The 19,536-nt window shown below is 42.3% G+C and carries 14 protein-coding genes; 4 read left to right on the top strand and 10 right to left on the bottom strand.

Going from position 1 to position 19,536, the window contains the following annotated elements; genetic code table 11:
• Positions 1-77: 77 nt before the first annotated feature.
• The 3 genes from FSU_RS10860 to FSU_RS10850 form a co-directional block, all read right to left on the bottom strand.
• Positions 78-527, bottom strand: coding sequence for a hypothetical protein (locus tag FSU_RS10860; RefSeq protein ID WP_014546454.1), 450 nt, complete (start codon positions 525-527; stop codon positions 78-80).
• Positions 528-551: 24 nt separating this feature from the next.
• The gene (locus FSU_RS10855) at positions 552-1,097 is read right to left on the bottom strand and encodes a hypothetical protein (RefSeq protein WP_014546453.1); all 546 of its coding nucleotides are present in this window, start codon (positions 1,095-1,097) and stop codon (positions 552-554) included.
• A 68-nt stretch (positions 1,098-1,165) separates the two neighbouring features.
• Positions 1,166-1,360 (bottom strand): hypothetical protein, encoded by a 195-nt coding sequence (locus FSU_RS10850; protein ID WP_015732111.1) that lies wholly within the window; start codon positions 1,358-1,360, stop codon positions 1,166-1,168.
• A 268-nt stretch (positions 1,361-1,628) separates the two neighbouring features.
• Here FSU_RS10850 and FSU_RS10845 point away from each other — a divergent pair, with 268 nt between their 5' ends.
• Positions 1,629-3,584, top strand: coding sequence for a DUF262 domain-containing protein (locus tag FSU_RS10845; RefSeq protein WP_014546452.1), 1,956 nt, complete (start codon positions 1,629-1,631; stop codon positions 3,582-3,584).
• Positions 3,585-3,790: 206 nt separating this feature from the next.
• Here the strand turns inward: FSU_RS10845 and FSU_RS10840 are convergent, their stop codons facing one another.
• Both FSU_RS10840 and FSU_RS10835 read right to left on the bottom strand, forming a co-directional pair.
• Positions 3,791-6,970, bottom strand: coding sequence for a UvrD-helicase domain-containing protein (locus FSU_RS10840; protein ID WP_014546451.1), 3,180 nt, complete (start codon positions 6,968-6,970; stop codon positions 3,791-3,793).
• On the bottom strand, positions 6,970-9,609 hold the full coding sequence (locus FSU_RS10835) for a PD-(D/E)XK nuclease family protein (protein WP_244263621.1): 2,640 nt from the start codon (positions 9,607-9,609) through the stop codon (positions 6,970-6,972). The genes FSU_RS10840 and FSU_RS10835 overlap by 1 nt, the downstream gene beginning before the upstream one ends.
• A gap of 264 nt (positions 9,610-9,873) precedes the next feature.
• On the opposite strand from FSU_RS10835, the gene FSU_RS10830 reads away from it, so the two are divergent.
• Positions 9,874-10,227 carry a hypothetical protein gene (locus tag FSU_RS10830; protein ID WP_015732109.1) on the top strand — a complete coding sequence of 118 codons (354 nt, stop codon included), beginning with the start codon at positions 9,874-9,876 and terminating at the stop codon, positions 10,225-10,227.
• Positions 10,228-10,238: 11 nt separating this feature from the next.
• On the opposite strand, the gene FSU_RS10825 is transcribed toward FSU_RS10830, so the two are convergent.
• Together FSU_RS10825 and FSU_RS10820 are read right to left on the bottom strand one after the other, a co-directional pair.
• Positions 10,239-11,147: a hypothetical protein gene (locus FSU_RS10825; protein ID WP_014546449.1), complete on the bottom strand. Its 909-nt coding sequence runs from the start codon at positions 11,145-11,147 to the stop codon at positions 10,239-10,241.
• Positions 11,148-11,210: 63 nt separating this feature from the next.
• Complete coding sequence (locus tag FSU_RS10820; RefSeq protein ID WP_244263620.1) at positions 11,211-12,143, bottom strand: BspA family leucine-rich repeat surface protein; 933 nt, start codon at positions 12,141-12,143, stop codon at positions 11,211-11,213.
• 284 nt (positions 12,144-12,427) lie between these two features.
• Here FSU_RS10820 and FSU_RS10815 point away from each other — a divergent pair, with 284 nt between their 5' ends.
• Both FSU_RS10815 and FSU_RS10810 read left to right on the top strand, forming a co-directional pair.
• Positions 12,428-12,844 (top strand): helix-turn-helix domain-containing protein, encoded by a 417-nt coding sequence (locus FSU_RS10815; protein WP_014546447.1) that lies wholly within the window; start codon positions 12,428-12,430, stop codon positions 12,842-12,844.
• Positions 12,845-12,853: 9 nt separating this feature from the next.
• Positions 12,854-14,149, top strand: a complete 1,296-nt coding sequence (locus FSU_RS10810; RefSeq protein ID WP_014546446.1) for a type II toxin-antitoxin system HipA family toxin — start codon at positions 12,854-12,856, stop codon at positions 14,147-14,149.
• Here FSU_RS10810 and FSU_RS10805 read toward each other — a convergent pair.
• The 3 genes from FSU_RS10805 to FSU_RS10795 form a co-directional block, all read right to left on the bottom strand.
• Entirely contained in the window at positions 14,139-14,612 is a 474-nt protein-coding gene (locus tag FSU_RS10805; protein WP_015732108.1) for a hypothetical protein, read from the bottom strand. The two genes, FSU_RS10810 and FSU_RS10805, sit on opposite strands and share 11 nt — an antisense overlap.
• Before the next feature lie 116 nt (positions 14,613-14,728).
• The gene (locus FSU_RS10800; RefSeq protein WP_014546444.1) at positions 14,729-16,795 is read right to left on the bottom strand and encodes a family 43 glycosylhydrolase; all 2,067 of its coding nucleotides are present in this window, start codon (positions 16,793-16,795) and stop codon (positions 14,729-14,731) included.
• Positions 16,796-16,816: 21 nt separating this feature from the next.
• Complete coding sequence (locus tag FSU_RS10795) at positions 16,817-19,414, bottom strand: carbohydrate-binding protein (protein ID WP_014546443.1); 2,598 nt, start codon at positions 19,412-19,414, stop codon at positions 16,817-16,819.
• Between the last annotated feature and the right edge of the window lie 122 nt (positions 19,415-19,536).

Here is a 19,536-nt window from a genome sequence, read left to right as displayed (position 1 = left end):
AAATACCCCCAAAAAGAGGGTATTTTACAAGTGATTTTGCTAATTTCGTGGATATATTGTCAAAGGGAGGGCCGTTTTTACGGCTTTTTATAATGCAATTTGGAATATTCTTCCGCAAAAGCACTCTTGCTCGGGTCCCATTCTTCGCCAGTCCATTCTCTTACGTAATCTGCGGTTTCTTCGAAATCAATGCAATGGTGAAAAGCGCCATCGCGGACTTCACCGTGGCCAATCCCCCACTCTATCATGTCTTCGGACTGCCAGTCAATTTTGAAAACGAGCCCATCTTTCGCCATTTTTTCGTAAATAGGGATCGGCGGCAAATCTTCCGTATCAAAAGAGACCTTTCCACTTAATATAGTACGCAATTCGAGGCCCTCGCCGTTCTCATTCTCGCGAGCATCATTTTCGGCGTATTCGGGGAGAACCCTCGCAAGCGAAAAATTTCCATCGCCTTCGCCATAGAGCTTGATGAACTTTTCAATCTGTTCATCATCCATCCTGATAAAATTGTAGACCGAAAACATAGGGGGCTCCTGTTAGCGCAAAAGTTAGTCCGGGAACTGCGAAAGATAAGCATCTTTCAGCACGTCGTCGTGAGAATCAATGATTCGTTTCAACTCGGGGATTAAGGATTCCACATCACCCCCATTCTTCAACGATTCCTTGACAGGAAGCAAAGCCTCGTCACGGGTCGTTTTGTAGAGAAGGTCAACAAGTTCCAGAGCACTTGAGCTGTCTAGCGCAAGGTCTTCGGGATGATCTATAGCGAACGTCTCGTATAGAGAAAGCAACCCATCAACGGAACACCCTGCAGAGTTATCGCTCGGCCAAAGGAAGAAATACCGGCAAATTTCCTTGCCTTTCTTATTTTTGCAGTAGAATTCACGACGCCAATATGAGACATCAACTTCGACCTCGTTTCCACAATGCGGGCAAGTTTCGCTAGGCGGAATTGAAGTGCGAACCTTTACAAAATTCAAGCGCAAGTCCCCTGCGACTTCATCAAAATCCACACTGAACGTTGCTTGTTTTCCGCATTCGGAACACGAGACATTGACGTCTTCAGAAAAGAAATAAACTCTTTCGCTAGACATGTTGATACTCCTTTATTGCTTTTGAACGATTATAATATAGATTTAGCATGCGACAAATAGAGACGGAATTATACAAGTTTCTTCAATCGTTCTTCAACATCTTCTAATTCAGCTTCATCACTTGGCAAACTTATTGTAGCTATCGCATAATCTTTACCACTTAGACCTTTAGCTTCATCTTTCGTTTCTTTAATTCTTCGCTTTAGATTTTCTCTTAGTTTAAGCAAATCTTCTTTGGACATCGACGGAACATAATTTGCCATAAAAGCCTCCTTTGTCGCATTTGAATGGTTATAATATAGATTCAGAATGTGACAAATAGAGACTGACAACTGCATTTTTAGAACATTAAATTAAAGAATACCAACACAAACCAAGCCCCTACGTTTAAAGTTATGAATTGCAGAAACAGTTTCTACATCTAAATTTTAAACGCCCTTTCAGAATAAGCACATATGAAAAAAACTATATATTGCAACAAATAATCGGATAGTTCACTTAACTGTTTAAAATTTATAAAAGGAGACGTATATGAGAATTAAAGGTGTGGACTTACCTTCTGCATTCCATTTGAACAATCCTCATCAACTGGAAATTCCTTTTTTTCAACGTCGTTATGTTTGGGATGAAGATAATTGGCTGCGGCTTTGGGAATCTATTGAAACGATTGTTAAGAAGAAACAAAATCCATATTTAGGATCAATCATTTTTAAAGAAAAGCCAAAATCAGACGAGATGCATGAGATTGACAAATCTCAAATTATTGATGGGCAACAACGTTTAACCACTCTTTCCATTGTCTTTAGAGCAATTTTTGACAGCATTCCAGAAAAACCAGATAAAAACGGTCATACCAGATTCAAATGGAAAAAAGAATTAATAGGCATGCTTTTTTATGAAGACAAAAATAAAAGTTCGTACGAAACAAAAATAAAGCATTCATATATAGATCGTAATGATTACGATTTAGTAATTGGATTCGTCAAAGAGGATGCGGAAGGGAATAACAGTATAAATAGAAAGGATGGTTCAGACAAAATTCTTAATCAAGAAAAAAAAGAAGAATATCTGCGTGACCATAGAAACATTTTGGCATGTTATTTATTTTTCAAAGAAAAATTAGACGCTATTGAGGAAGATTCACGCTGGGATTACTTTGAACAATTATATAGATGCCAAAACTTATTAGTAAGAATTACTTTAGAAGCAGATGACCGCAATGAACAAGATATCTTTGATACTATTAACAGCGCTGGCGTTAAGCTAACATCGTACGACTTAATCAAAAATAATTTATTCTCACAATTGATGGATTTTTATCTGAAAGAGAAAGACCGTTCTCGTGCAGAGAAAGACGTAATGTCTTTTTATGATGAAACCTGGAAGAAAACTTTTGAACGCGATAACAAATGCATTAAATTTTGGGACAACACTCGTGGACATGGAGTATATACAAGTACCAATTCTGAGATTATCGTTAGCGCCTATGCAATAAACAAGGGCATTTTCAATCCCAACCAAGACGGGCAAACACGAGCTGATTTACCCGAATTGTATAGAAAATTTGTTCAGGAAAAATGTTCAAGTGTTGACTCCATAAAGGTTTTGATTGAAGAACTATGTTCCTATGCCGATATTTATACAGAGCGTTTGAAACCTATTGGATCAGAGCAATCCATATCTTATGAAGATTGGGAAAAACGATTGTTAAATATGCTTGAAAGAATAAGCGAAAACGTGTTTATTCCTTACTTATTGCATTTATATATAACCTACGCAAATGACGAAAACAAACTAAAGGAAAAATTTCATGAACTTGAAGTTTTCGTCATGCGCAATGTAACATCCCAACATAGTACAAAAAACTTCAATCGTGACGTAGTTAGCTTCATTAGCGATGAATCAAAAGTTGTTAAAATGTCTAATGAAATATCGAATACCGATATAGAAAATGGCCTAAAAAACAATGTATCAAATAGTTCTGGAACACTTATACTTTTTTGGATAGAATTATATCGCGCTTTCAAAAATCAAGATTCAAAGAGTGATTATGAAAAAACAGAACTTGAGTACAATTTCACTTTGGAGCATGTGATGCCTCAAAAATGGCATGAATGTTGGGAAAATGTTCCATGCTACAACGAAGCTAGTGAAGCCATTGAGAACAAAGAACGAGATGATAAGAAAAAATCAAAAATATATTCTATAGGCAACATGACTCTTGTCACACAAAGTTTTAATTCATCATTAAGCAATCGTCCTTTTACAGAAAAGGTTAACGGTTGGACAGACAAAAAAGGCAAAATAAAAAAAGGGTACAAAGATTACTCCAAACTTTCCATTACGACAGAAGACATTCTGAAAAAAATTGGAGAAACGGAAGGATCCTTTGTTGAAAGAACTGAGTGGGACGAACGAGACATTTATCTTCGTGAAAAGAAATTGATTTCTGAAGTTATAGCCCTTTGGGGTAATCCTCAAGTATAATGATTATCAGGAATCACTAACGTCATTAAAAAACGGGTTCATTAAACATGAACCCGTTTTCTTATATTCCCAATTAGGCCTAATTAGCCAATCTCGCATTATTCCTTATCAAATTTCAATTCCACTACCACGCCAAGGACATGGTAATAAACCAGTCTTGCAAGGACGTTTCTTGCCTGCAGCCTTTAGCGCACAATCAATAGCATTCAAAACTGCCCTGCATACTTGCCAGCATAGTGGTCATTGTCAACAGCAACAACATCATTATTATTGCCAGGATACGACTTAAAGTCCACAAGAACTACACCTTTATCCGTTTCCCACACGAGGTCCATTTCTCCATTAAAAATTTGACCATCGAGCATATGCCTGAACGGGAGTTCATGATAGGTCGCAACCTTAGCACCATATTTTTCCGTCAAGAACTTTTCAAGATTTTGCCAAGCTTTCAGGACATCTTCCGGTTGCGGAAGTGCAGTTTCCATCTGATGATTCTTGATAATTTTTTCAACCATTTCCACGGTTGGCGATTTTTCTAGCACGCAGAAAATATTATGGATACACGTACCAAACTTGTCCATTTCATCCGGATTCGCTTTAATACGGCTACCAGAATCAAATACGATGTTTGCGGTTACCTTTCGGCTCGGCTTTACCTTACTCGGTTGCTGGTCACGATTGGCTGTTTCGATTTTTTCGTTTTTCTTGAAAACTAATTTTTCAGGTTTTTCAACCTGATAAGAATCACCCTCGGACAATTTATCGTTTTCAAACAAGAATTTTAATCTTTCATTTGTATCCTGATTATTAAAACTAAATAGACTTACCTCTTTCCCATTTTCATAATCTGCACCTGTTTGAATATGACATTTTAAGCAAGAGAATACCTGCAACGGATTTTCTTCGTCCAACGTCAAAATTAGCTCGTCCTTTGCACGAGTGATTGCCACATAAAGCAGTCGAATAGTTTCAGAAATAAAGCTTTGGCATGTCGATTTAAAGAATCCCGAATTCTTAATCTTTTCAGCCATATCTTCAGCGACATTCGTATTACCCGCAAACAAATTTGGCATCAAATTAATAATCATCGGAGGATAAAGGTTGCTTTCAGATGGGGCTACATCATGGTAATTATGGACACCTAGAACTCCATACTTAATCCTTTTATTTTCATCAAAGACATCTTCATCAAGGTCCAAAAGAATCACTTTTTTCCATTCAAGTCCTTTTGAATGATGGAAGGTAGAAAGAACCACGCCGTCCTTAGAACCTGCCGATTTTGCATTATCTTTACAGTAATCAACATAGCCACTAATGGTCGGCGAAATACCAATTTGGGAACAGCGTTCCTCGTAATCGTACGAAGCTTCAATCAAAGCAGCAAAACATTCATCAGTACCAACAGCATTTTCCCAACCACGACCAACAGAATATAAATCAAGATCAACTATTAAGCTTTCCACCAAATTATGAATAGTCTGCATTCTGTAGAAATCTCGACGTTCTGCAAACTTTGCTAGAATTGAGTTGTCCGACAAATACTTAGGACAGTTCTTATTATCCTGATAGGACTTATCAAACTCAAGTTTTGCATCAATTATTCTTCCTGCATCAAATCCCTTTTGAGTCAAAAAGGCAACAACAGCTCTAGAATAATTATCAAAATCATTCGTAACAAGATTCATCAATGCAGAAATCAAAGCAAGTTCATCGCGTTTTTCATCAAATTCAAGAGTTCTGCATACAGGAACATTAAGAGTTTTCAAGGCATCGGAAAGTTTGTTTAGCGGAGCACCTCTTCGAGCTAGGACTGCATAATCAGATGGTTTTTCTCCGTTTTTTAGACGCTTTGCAATTTGTAAAGCTAAATTCTTTAACCGTTCTTCCTCTTTTTTGCCATCAACTTTCCAGCACTTAAGGCTTTTCACCGCATTGTCTTGTGGACGGTGAGCTATAAGCTCAACTTCTTCTTTCTTTAAAATTCCTTCAAAAGCGGGAACAAAAAGTTCATTCGTGAAATCCACAATGTTTTCTAAAGAGCGGAAGCTCTTTTTCAACGTGTGAATTTTAAACTGTTTTGGTAACGATATTTGCTTTTGTGCGATAATGTCGGCAACAGCTTTTGTCAAGTCGGTATCGGCACCACGGAATCCGTAAATAGCCTGTTTAAAGTCGCCAACCCAAATGCTATTGTGAATATGGAATTCATTGGTATCTTTGCCAGTACCTATGGTAACAACGAAATCGTCACATTCATCACGGCCAACTATTTCAGAAAGCTTGTCAAAAATTTTAACCTGGAGAGGGCTACTGTCCTGGAATTCGTCAACGAATACATACTTGTAGGTATTGCAGATATCCTGCTGAACTTCATCTTTATCTAAAAGCTCTAGGAATCGCGTTTCCATATCAACAAAGTCAATAAGGTGATGTTCTTCCTTAAATTTTTTAAATTCTTCCCGAGCTTTTTCTACATAGCCAAAAATCAAATTGATGTACTTAAGGACCAGATCACGGACTTTTTTCGATGAATAAACTCGACCGAGTGAATCATACACCGAATTGAATAAAGCCTCATTGCCATCTTTTTTAAACAGATTTGTTTTTAACTTTTTGTCCCTGCCCGTTGCAGTTTTTTGATTTATTTCTTCATCAAGTATTTTTATAATTTTTACTACATCAGAAATTTTCTGTTCATTCGAAAAGACTATTTTTAGATCTTTGACTTTAGAAACTAACGTATCACTAGCCAAGCATTGTATTTCATTGAGAAGTTTTAAGACATCTTCTTTACTATAATTTAAATTTCCTTCACCTGTAATACTAGTAGCAAAGGCTAGTGATTTTTCCCTACAAATATTTACATCGGCTATATTATAGCTCTGAATTTTTTCAAAAATTTCTAAAACATACTCTTTCCAAAAATCATAATTAAGACCGAAATTTTTACTATTTATATCATTTGCAATGTTAAACTGTTCGCAAAAGTCATCTAAAAAAAGAATATCTTGCGGTGTTGCTATTTTAGAAAAAACTTGACTTATAAAAAACTTTTTCTGTTCATCATCAATTATTTTTTGATTAGGACTTACTCCTAACAAGAACCAATACTTTTGCACAAAACTATTGGCAATACTATCTACCGTTCCAATCATGGATTGGTCAAGTTTTTCTGCGGCTTCGGCATATTTGGCATACTCCGTATGCTCATAAATTTTAGCTTTAGCTTTTTCCCTAAATTCACTCGCTGCAGCCTCGGTAAACGTCGTCAGGATAAACTGATCCGGAGTAGCCTTTTCTTTTACAATTAAGTCGGCAAGAATAGATGTCAAAGTGAATGTTTTTCCACTACCTGCACCTGCACTAATATACGTAACGTGATTCATTATTTACCTGCCTTAAAAAATGCGTAATCGCTGTATTTGTTCGGAGTTTTTTCCCATGTTTTGTTCCTAGGTTTTATATCAGCGTCCAACGGAACAAGATTATTTTTAGTGGTGTCGAGATTATAAGCAATCTTCACAGCGTCGATTGGGAATTTAATCCCTTCTCCATCTTCAATAGCACCATTCAAAATTTGATTACACCTATACACATAGGAATTACTCATTTCATCAAGTACAATTCCATCTCGATCAATTTTGGTATCAAAGATATACCCCTTCAATTCATCCGCTGTAATAACCTTGACTTCCGGCAAAAGGATATAAGCTTTGGCATTCACTTTTTTATCAGACGTTTTCTCAACCAAACCTTTATAAAGAGCTAATTGCAAGGATCGATTATTTTTTATCCATTTTTCGTATTTTTCTTTCTTGGGAGAATACTTAAAGTCAAAAATGACGATTTCTGCGGCATTGTTTTCCAAGACCATATCAATGCTACCATTAAACGAAATTTTCTGTTTAGAAAATTCAGGCAATTCTACATTCTCATAGTTCTTTTCGCAAGCGACCACATTCAAGTTGTTCTTGTCGATAAGATTACATAGCCTTGTTACACATTTCTTCATATCTTTCTTAAAAACATTTTTTTCAGAAAGATTCTCAGGTTGCAAAAGTATGCCACCACATTCAAGAATCGTCTCATCAAAGACCGTGTCAAAATCAGAATCAATACGATTCCTTATTGCAGCGGGAGAACCACCTTTTTCTGGAGCAAATAATTTTTCAATAATAGCATGAGCAACCGTTCCCTTTGTTGTGAATACGGCTGACATCGCTGCACTTCCCGACTTTCGCAATTTTATGATTTTATTAAAGACATAATCAAACGGATTGTCAATCAAAGTTGAAATGGAACTAAAGCTTTCCTTTTGCGGGAACGACACCAAATCTTTTCGTTCAAAATGAATCGTTCCATCTTCATCCTGATGACGGTTATTAAATTGTTCAATTGTTTCCGTTGAAACATCAAGAGTCTGTTTTAATGACAGCGGTTCTTTTGTCAATTCCTTGTCCATGTTCTTTTCAAGACGTATCAGAATTGGATCTTTAACAACATCCTTCGTTCCATCTTTTTTCACAGTAACCAAGGTCAGCTTATTTTGGGTAAGCATGAACGGCAATAACTTGTTCAAACGATTAAATTTCTGTTCGTTTTCGCCAGTCCACACATTTCCCTTCAAAATTTCTTTTTCTTGGGGTAAAAGGAAGTCATATGACAGAGCCTGTTCATCAGGATTGTAAAAATCGCACCAAATCGTAGAATCGGCAATTGAAGCAATATTGGAGCTCAAAGAAATGAGATTCTGGCAACCAACCATGCTTTCAGAAATTTCGGATTCTATTTCTGTCGAAATGGAGTCAAAATTCAAAATCAAATCATCATAAGAGACTTCAGCGGCATCAATCAGTTCCAACATTCGCGCCATTGCAGAACATATCGACAACGCACCCATCAAATGATTCTTTTCAAAATCATTCATCTCCATGTGGAGATTAGCATTAATCCATTGAGAAAGTTGTTTCACATAATCGAGAATTACCGACTTCTTAATCGGTTCGTTACCAATAGCTTCTTCCGGTTTCGAAATATCAGGAAGGAAATACTTGATCCGTTCTTTATCCTTATCCTCAGCATTACTGAGGCAATCACGGCATTTGTCATTGAAATATCCGCCACTACTGACGATTGCATCCACAAGTTTATTCCTAAACATTGTACTAAGAGGACTCTTAGGAACCGTTAACCAGTTGATAAGGGCGTTCAAGTTCAGAGGTCGAGTAAAAAGCGCAAGCCCAACGATTGGCAATTCCGAAATTTGGCTGACACCTTTATCGCTAGAGCCACATGTCGGTTTCTGAACTTGTATCAAATAGTTGTCAAAAGCGCGGTTATCCCTGTTTATCCAAACGGAATAATCATCCGCTTTAAGTTGACTCAGATATTGAAGCGCCTCTTTCTTTTCAGCAAAACAAAGAAGTTCCAAGGATTCGTCGCCGTCAAGCGTGATAGCATCAGGCTTGTTTTCAACTAAGATATTGGCGACTTTGCGGAGATTGTTGGAATTTTTCGGAAGGTCATCATTGGCATGCACCTTTTCCGCGCCAATCCGCTTTGCAATAGCATCCAACAAATTCCGTTCAGCAGGTATAAAGCACGCATAATCAAACGGCGTAATGATTTCAAGATTTTCCGGTAGATTACAGCCGTTCTTTACAGCTTCCGTTATGCGCAGTAATTTTTCTCCATTAGAAATGGAGTGGAAGTTTTCGTCAATCCCTGCAAGGACCTTCATTCTTTCCGAAGCATCATTTTTACCAGGTTGCCACCCAGCAAGAATCATCGCGTCACGCCACTTTAAGCATTCCTTTGCCGTATTGATTTCATCCAATGCGAAGGATTTCGCAAAGAGGTTATCTGGATTCGCCTTATTGTATTCCAACATAGCCTTGTAATAATCTAGAACTCGGTCGATATTGGATGCCACCGGGAAATCTACTCCCGCATGAAGAGCAATCAAGTCAACTAGCGAATTCGTATTGCAAACTGTTGAATTAAAAAAGACCTGACCTTCTGTCAAACCCGTATAGACAAACCCATTGTACGCCGGATTGTAATACACCTTCATATTGAAATCCTTTTTTATCATTTTTGTTCAAATATACACTAAAAATCACAAAGCATACAAAGCACGAGTCAAGAAAGCCACAGCAGAGCCTTTTCAGGCGTCACGGAGACTATTTCGCTAGAGATGCGAACAAGGCGACAACGAACTTCAGCAGCAGATTTTTCCGACATATGATTTTCGAGAAAAATCTATATTAAACGCATGGACAAATTGAGCATGAAACAGAATGATAGCATGGCATATGCAATCATGGGAAAATACCCGCCCGGCGGCAGATTCATTGTTTACGCATCGCCTCGCAGGGAACCCTTGCAAAAAATTCTGGACAACTCCCCCGAGTTGGGCTCCATTGAAGAAAAGAATTTCGGCTTCGACATCTCTGGAATCGATAAATTCTACAGTGTCAATATCAGGATAATGCCCGAATACGAACAATATCCTAGCGACACTGGAGAATACTATCTCGATTACGAGACCGCAGCAAAGCACGAAACCACTCCAGAAGAGCTTATGGCGTCGGACACGCCTCCTTTCATTTACGAGGTCGTCCCGATTGAAGTTGTGCAATAAAAGATTACTTTTTATTTCTCATAAAGCTTTTCCGCCTGCTGCAAAAGAGTCTGGTTAAACTCTATCGGCTGGCGGACAATCTCGCGGAACAAAGCCTCAAGACGCAGATCATCAACATTGCCCAAGTTCCCCTTGATGTATTCCACCCAGTCCAAGAGGGCGTCAATCTTGAAGCACAAAAGCCACTTGGCATTTTTCCATGCTTCCCAGTCAAATTTCCGACTGGAACGGAACAGATTCAAACCCAGCGCATATTTCTCCGGCTGTGTTTTTACGAAATCCGTGACATATTCCATCCGGTCAAATCCATTGGTCGTTGACGGGCCGACAGAATCTAGGTAATAGAGGGCAATCATGTTAGCCAAAGGCTCCTCAACCCATGTTTTCAGACAATAAAGGCCCGACGTTGGAGCATCCATAATAGCATGCCCCAGCTCGTGAACCAAGGTCAGAGCCGTAGTGTATTTTGAATCCTGCCATTTCTGATGCTGGTTGCGGATTTTTTCGTATGAGACCCAAATTTCTGGTCCCTGGTCCTGAAACTCGCCCTTAGGGAGGTAGAGGCCGATGGGATCAGCCCTATCTACTAGAGCCGTTTCTAGTTTCCAAAACCGATCTTCATCCACGATATCATGGAGTTTACGTAAATCATCGGAAACGCCACAATCAATCGCTAGGCCCTTTTGGTTGATGGTCTTTTCACTGACAAAAAAAATAGGGATTTCGAGGGCCTTGCTGTAGATGCCGTAACCGCACTCTTCTTCAGCAGGAGCTATAATGTGCTTTTCAAAATACATAAGCATATCGTCTGACGGCATAACCGTCTCTGACGTGCCTGGCTCTTGTTGGAATTTGATTTTGTTCACGAATTTTGGCTTTGGCATTAGATATGCTTCACTTTTTTTTGGGGGGTTATTCATACAATTCCAATCCATTCAATAGATGCGTTCGGGAAACTAGCCCGCATCAACTTTCGCAGTTATTTATTCCTTGTACCACTTTGGAGGATCACATTCCAAAGGAGATCCAACAAACAATTCAAACATATTTGCGTCTTTTGAGACCTTCCATTTACTGATGTTACCGCTGAATTCAGAATCTGCAAACATGGCTTCCATTGTAGTTACTTTGGACACGTTCCACTTGCTGATGTCGCCATTGAACCGGGACCGATCAAACATAGAATTCATGCTAGTCACATTCGATACGTTCCATTTGCTGATGTCGCCATCGAACGGAGATTCTTTGAACATAAAGTCCATGCTCGTCACCTTCGACACATTCCACTGACTGATATCACCATCAAATTGCGAATCAGCAAACATAAAACTCATGTCGGTCACATTGGATACATCCCACTTGCTGATGTCACCGTTGAAAGCCGATCCGCAGAACATAAAGTTCATACTCGTCACATTTGATACGTTCCATTTGCTGATATCGCCACAGAACGGAGTATGCTTGAACATAGAGTCCATAGTCGTCACATTTGACACATTCCACTTACTGATATCGCCGTTAAATCGGGACCCTTCAAACATAAATCTCATATCAGTCACATTGGACACATCCCACTTGCTGATGTCGCCATTAAATTTGCTTTCCATGAACAGTTCGTTCATTTCCGTAACTTTAGATACGTCAATGAAATTCAAATCGCAATTTTCGCCATCCTTTTTTATGGCGGCTTTTATCAGCTTTATTAAGTCATTTTTGTCTTTCGCGACGACAACTTTTTGTTCAGAGGATTTTTTAGTTGCTGCGGGCTTCTTGGCAGCAGCGGGTTTCTTGGTTACAGGAGACTTTGGAGACGCCACAGCCTTCTTAGCTACCGTAGCCTTTTTAGCAGTAGTTGTCTTTGATGATTCTGCAGCTTTTTTGGAGACAGCTTTCTTTGCTTTTGCCTTTTCGGTCATATTTACCAGCCTTTTTTTTGAAATTAAATATACTCTAAAAAACACTATGTACGCCAAAAACGCTTCAAAAAGCTTACTTTTTTCAGAAATACCATTTAGAGCGAACAAAAGGCAATCTTTCAAAAACCACACCAAGACGTCAATCACTCCCTCCTTTATTGCTTAATTCTTTTAATTTAATGAATTAAGCACTATTTTAGGCATTTATTCATTAAATTTAAATAGATAACATTTGACTTTTTCAGTGGCTTTTAGTATATTATTTTTAGGAAAAAGGAGGGAACATGAACGCATACTCCGCACAGACTGATGAATCTGCACTCACGCTACTCGGGAAACGTTTGGCAGCATTCCGCATTCGGAACAACTGGACACAAGCGCAACTTGCCGAACAGTCGGGAGTGAGCAAGGGAACCGTTGAGCGCATCGAGCGTGGCGATTCTGTACAGGTTGTAAATTTCATCAAGGTACTACGTGCATGCGGGATGCTTGAAAGCTTTTTAAGCATTTTCCCCGACGATTCGCCCTCCCCCATGCAGCTTTTATATATGGGAAAAATCAAGAGCCGCCAACGAGTCCGCAGCCCGCATAAAAACACAAACACAGCAAACATTTTAGCGGACAACGCCGCCGAATACAACGCAGACAAACCAGCCAACGATGCTTCCAAAACACCCTGGGTTTGGAACGAAGACAAGTAACGGTACAACATGATTGCGGTGGAAGTAAAACTTTGGGGAACGACAATCGGGGCGCTTTCAATGATGGAAGGCGAAAGCGTTGCGCGTTTTGAATACGCGCCGAACTTTATCGGGGCGGGCATTGAGCCCTCACCCATCGCCATGCCGGTCTCTCGGCAGATTTATTCGTTCCCGATGTTATCAAAGACATTTCATGGACTGCCTGGGCTTTTTGCAGATAGCCTCCCGGACAAGTTCGGCAATAGCATTATTGACACATGGCTTTTACGGCAAGGGCGTTCACCAGAAAGTTTCACAGCACTCGAACGCTTGTGTTATACGGGCAACCGGGGCATGGGCGCACTGGAGTTTTTTCCATTACAGGGACCAGATTCTACAACGGACGATTCTTTAAACGTTGAAAACTTGAGAATTTTAGCAGCGGAAGTCTTGAATCAGCGCAAACGATTTTCAACAAAAGCTCTCAGCAAAAAAGGAAACAAATCGTTTGAAGAAATACTCAGGGTCGGCACGTCTGCGGGCGGCGCTCGTGCAAAAATCCTTGTGGCCTACGATGAGGAAAGTGGTGAAATGCATTCAGGGCAAGTGGCGACCGATCCGAGATTTGGCTATTGGCTTTTGAAACTTGACGACGTTACAAACAACCGCGACAAAGAAAGTGCAGACTTGTTCGGCTACGGAGCTATTGAATATTCTTATTCGCAAATGGCAAAACTTGCGGGTATTGAAATGACAGAATGCCGACTCTACGAATGTGCGGGCCATAGGCATTTTATGACGAGACGTTTTGACCGTCTAGCGGGCGGAAAGAAATTGCATTACCAGTCGCTTTGCGGCATCGCCCATTACGATTTCAACATGCCGGGAGCATACAGTTACGAACAGGCGCTAAATGTAATCAAGCGACTTGAACTCGGTTATGACGCGCTTGAAGAAATGTATCGCCGAGCTGCATTCAATATCTGCGCACGCAACCAAGACGACCACGCCAAAAATATCGGTTTCTTGATGGACAAGCGCGGTGTGTGGACTTTAGCGCCCGCATTTGACATGACGTACGCCTACAATCCACAAGGGACATGGACTGGGACGCACCAGATGACGTTCAACGGAAAGCGTAGCGGGTTTAAGCTAGACGACTTCAAAGCTGTAGCCAAGTTTGCGGGATTGAAGCAAGGACGTTACAAGAAAATTCTTGCTGAAGTTGAAGACGCCGTAATGCAATGGAAAAAGCTCGCCAAGCAAAACGGAGTGCCGATAAGGATCGCTCGGGCGATTGCCGGAGTACATGAATTTATTTTGTAGAAGGATCGGATAAATCTTTTTGCCACTTGTCGCGACGATCTTTCATTTTCTTATTCCACTCGTGCAATCTTTTGAAAGATTCTTCACGGCGTTCATCATCGCGTTTTTGCTTTTCGAGAACTTTCTCCCTGGGGTACGTGGCATTGACCCATTCAATAAATTCCTTACAAACTTTAATAAAGCCGTCTACATCGTCTTTAGCCACGCGGCGCACATGATATTGATTTGCGTCATTCACCATCTGGTTTGCAAAACCGGTCCCTAAATCCGTATATTGGTAATGAATATCGGAGCACTCCAATTCGGTAATTTCATAAATATACGGTTCTTTAAAGCTCCACTGTTTAAACGAGACAAAACCTATCGTGTATCCATCTCGCGGATTCACGACATTCCCGTTGTGCGTTACCGTCAATCCAGCAGCTTCGAGGCGTGCGGTCCATTCTTCATGAGTAACTTTCATCGGCTCCCTTTCGCTTTTTTCACAAGAGTAATATAATAAAAACGAATGACAAATAGTGTCATAATACAAAAATGGCGGCCCGGAGGTCGCCATTCTGAAATTTTACTAGTTCCGTTTTACTTCACGAGGACGCGGAAGGTCTTGGACTGGCCAACGCTGCGGACCATGTATACACCCGGCGTAAAGCCTGCAGCGCGGATGGACTTAGCAACGCTCTGACCGTTGACTTCGACGTTGCCGAGGAACTTGCCGGTCATGCCAAAGACTGCGTAAATCTTTTCAGGAATCTGGAGTTCCACGCGAGATTTCGGGAGTGCAATAGAGCTTTCTTCGCAGTCAAAGCCCATGCAGAACTTGAACCAGTCTACGTTCACGAAGTTCCCGACAATCTGCATTCTGAGTACATGTTCGCCCTTCGGGATTTCCTTGGTCTTTGCTTCAACCGTAGAATAATGATCCCAATCTTCGCCCTTTTCGGCCTTGATGACATCGGTAATTTCCTTGTCGTCAATGAAGAACTGGACACCGACATCATCAGATGCCGTAGCCATGTTCAAACGAACCGTGTATTCAGACGCAATCTGGTTATCGATAGTGTATTCCACCCATTCGCCATCTTCGGTGTAACCGAGAGCGAAGCCCTTAGACTTGTCCGCAGAGTCAATTTGCACGATGTCCACTTCATCTTCGCGATAGGCGCCGCCCTTGTTTTCGCGGTCGTTATCGTAGAAGGCCTTGTTGTGACCACCGACATCGTAATCTTCAGCTTCGATCTTGCCCGGGATTGCAGATGCGACTTCCTTGAACGGGGTCTGCGGAACAGCAGTCTTTTCGCTTTCCATATACCAATAGTCGAAATCGAAACCACCCTGCTTGACAACGAAGAACAAGTCTTCAACGCCTGCAGCATCCTTCAAGTCGAAGGTGTTTTCTTGCCAGCTAGAACTTGCCGGAATATTCATTGTTGCAAGTGTTGCACCTGTTTCGGACTTGGCGTGGAGTTCAATCTTACCGCCATTACCTCTCGTGCAAACGATGATGCGGTCTGCGCCATCACCCATGTCCACAGAGCGAACCTTTGTATAGAAGTTCGAACCCATGTTGGTGAGGTAGACGTTATCGCCCTGCTTTGCCACGTGCTTGATGATGGTATATCCACCGCTCTTGTCGACGTTGATGCCACCGACCCAAGACTTCGTTTCGGCTTCAACGCGCGTGAACGGGTCAAGGTTCTTAATCGGCTTCTTGACGCCATCATTCGTAGACTTGATGGTCGGAATCGTGCCGTCAGCATTCCAGGTAAATTCTTCGACGGCGGTAGAACGGCTATAGCCACCGCCGCTCACGTTCTTCTGGTTGTGATAGAAGAAGAAGCTACGGCCCTTGAAGTCAATGAGACCGGAATGGTTTGTGAACGCAGTCCCGTTGCCCTGATCCATGATGACGCCGCCCCACTTCCACGGACCCGTCGGAGAATCACTGGTGGAGTAAGAAATCTTTTCAGGCACGCCATGGGAAGCGTAAATCATGTAATATTTTTTGTCGCGCTTGTGAATCCACGGACCTTCAGTGTAAACAGAGTTGCCGCTCGGAGAGAATCCGCGACTCATGTCCGTCACCTTGATATCGCCATCGAACTCAATCATGTTTTCTTTGAGCTTAGCATAATAGAGCTTCGGGTTACCCCAGTAGAGCCAAGCCTGGCCATCATCGTCAATCCAAACGGTCGGGTCAATGTAATCCCAGTTCGGGCCTGCGAGATGCTGACCATTACGAGCATCCTTGAACGGACCTTCCGGCTTGTCGGCCACGGCAACGTTGATAGCGCGGCCACCGCGAGTCGATTCTACAGTCACGTAGTAGTAATACTTGCCATTGCGACGAACAACTTGAGCAGCCCAGTCACCGTTTTTCTTGGCATTGCCACCAAAGCTTTCATTCGTGAGAATGAGTTCGCCCATATCGGTCCAGTTCACCATATCGGTGGTGCAAGAGACGCGCCAACCGTGCATGGTAAAGAAGGAACCGCCTTCGTCGTTTCCCGTGTACACGCAAACGGTATCGCCAAACACGACCGGTGCCGGGTCCGGCGAATAGTACGTCTGGATAATCGGATTTTCAGCAAGCGCATTGGACGCAAAACCAAGTCCAAACGCGAGAAGTATTTTACTTGTTTTTTTCATGTTGCACCCCATTTCCCTAAACTACTTCACCTGAATCATTTTGCCAAATGCCTTGTTCACGCTCTGGACAAAGTAGACACCAGACTTGAAGTTCTTTGCATGCATAGCCTGCATTACAGAGCTCGTTGTCGGCATGCCCATCACGCGGATGACGCCCATGTGCTGGCCACGGATATCAAACACGTTCAGCGTAGAGCTGCGGGAGATATCCATGTTCAAACCGTAACGGACGCTCGGCTTGATGGAGATGATTTCATCTGCGGACTTACCAAACTTGATCCAGTCAATGTTCAGGTAAGCACCCGTGATGGCCACGCGAAGCACATGTTCACCAGCTTCAAGAGCGGTCGTCTTGCCTTCGACAGTGCCATAAGTATTCCAGTCTTCGCCCTTCGGGGCAACAATCGTATCGCTAATCGCCTTGCCATCCATGAAGAGCTGGAAGCTAGAGCCTTCGAGACCAGAAGCCACGTTTGCAAGGAACACGTATTCACCAGCTGTGACATTCACGGTGTATTCCATCCATTCACCAGCTTGCGTGTAACCCACAGCGTAGCCCTTAGTCTTGTCGGTAGAATCAATCTGAGTGATGTCCACGCCATCTTCGCGGTAGACGCCGCCTTCGTTCACAAAGTCCTTATCGTTGAAAGAAATGCTCTGGCCACCTTCATCGTAGTTTTCCATTTCGATGGTACCCGGGATTGTCATGTTTTCGACAAACGGAGCCTGCGGAACCACGTTGGAGAAATCCGGAAGCGGGATAGTGTTGATGCGATCCCCGATGTTTTTGAATTCGCCCTGGAGGCCTGCTGCTTCGGCAACAGAAGCGATGTAGCCATTGTTGTTCTTTTCGGTAAACTGACCCGGAGCGTTACGGCCAACGCCGCTCGGAGCGTTCTTGTAAGAGTTGTTTTCAACAGCAAAGCCACTAGAGCCTTCGTCAAGATAAATCGGCAAAATCCAGTAATCCGACCACTTGGACTGGGACATATCATGGATGTAGTTTTCCTTGATTTCGCTACCCGTGCCCTGGTTGCTCAATGTATAAATCGGACCGGAGTCGCAAAGCAAACGGGCAATGTGGTGGATGTTGTTCTTATTAATTTTGTTGTTCGTCATGGCTGTTTCGCTCTTGGTCCAGCCATAACCTACAGAGATACCGGAATAGTTTGTATAGGACACTTCGTTATTTTCGATGACGACATAACGCGGATACCCGGCGGCAATGCCCACAGCGCCCTGATGTTCATTCGTCACGTTTGTCACGAGGTTGTAACGGATTGTATCGCGGGTACTGATTTCGTCCTTGTCCTTCGGATTGTACGGGATGTGAATTTCGGTCGTGGAGTCTTGAGAGAACTTGCCGAGCATAATGCCGCAGCCGCCGATTTCATAGAATACGTTGCCTTCAATCACGTCATCATTTGTACCAGAGACAAAGTCAAGACCAGTTGCAGCCATCTGCGTGAACGTGCAATTCTTGATTTTGAAATGGTGCGCATTTTCGACGCGGAAACCAGCATCCGGACGCCAGAGGAGGAACTTATTGCTGCCGAGGCGGCCATTTTCCGGGAGCACGTCAATGTTGAACATACTTGCCTGCAAATCCAGGAAGCCTTCTTCGCTCGGACGCAAGAAATTGGAGTTTGCAAAGGTTATGCCTTCAAAAGACATGTAACCAACTTTGTTCTTAGTATCCTTACCGAGGATGCTGAATAGCGTATTGACGCGCGGAACGACAACATTTGCGGTCGCCATGTTTTCGCCTGCGCGGGCCTTGTAATAAAGCGTACCGGTCGATTCGTCCAAGTACCATTCGCCCGGCTGGTCGATAAATTCGTAAGCATTTTCAAGGTAGTAAACCTGCTGCTTCGGCGGATTGCTCATGAAAGCCGTGCCAAGCATCGGGTATTTGCGCTTAAAGAGCTTTGTTCTTTCAGGGTCGCGCGGTTCAAGCTTTGTGACATTGCCATTCTTTGTAGCCGATTCAAGGCGCAAAATGCTTTCGGCCCAGGCAATCATCAAGTGGATTTCAACTTTGTTCAAATTCTTCCAGTTGGCTTCGCCAATATCGCTGTTGTTGACGAGGAAGGCGCTGCCGGCAGAGTCCACTTTGTTCAAGCGGAAGAAGTTATGGTCGCCGTTATCGAGCAAGTTCGGCATACGCGCGCGAATTGCCTTTTTGCCGTTCACGTACATTTGGCGGAAACGGGCATCGACACCTTCGACCTTCCAGATGTTGTTCTTTTCATCGTGAATCGTCCAGCCAGACATCGGGATACCGCCCGTAATAAGCGGAGTTTCGTTCGGATAGGCTTTATAGCGGACGTAGAAACCATCCTTACCGCCATCAGCCTCAGTAAAATTGACCGTAGACGAAAGCTGGTAGGTACCGCCACGGAGAATGACCGAAATATCGCCCGTCATGGTGCCGTTGATGGCGCGCACAGCCTTTTGGGCCTGCGTAATCGTCTTGAACGGGGCCTCTTCGGTACCCTTGTTGGAATCGCTACCATTGGGAGCGACATAGAATGTAGCCTGATCAGCGGCTGTAGCAACAGTTGCACCAAGGAAGAGTGCTGAGACTGCGATAAGATGGCCAATTTTTTGGAAGCTCATACCTAACCTCACGTTTAAAAACCAAACATAGTTTGCCCTAACAACACTTTAAAATTATTCTCGAAAATGCGTTTTTTTCATGTTTTAAGGCGAGATATTGTGGACTGTTTATCCATAGCTAT

Origin of the sequence: Fibrobacter succinogenes subsp. succinogenes S85 (genome assembly GCF_000146505.1) — a bacterium.
Lineage (GTDB): Bacteria > Fibrobacterota > Fibrobacteria > Fibrobacterales > Fibrobacteraceae > Fibrobacter > Fibrobacter succinogenes.
The sequence above is the reverse complement of the archived record's forward strand: the minus strand, read 5'-3'. Positions and strand labels throughout refer to the sequence as shown.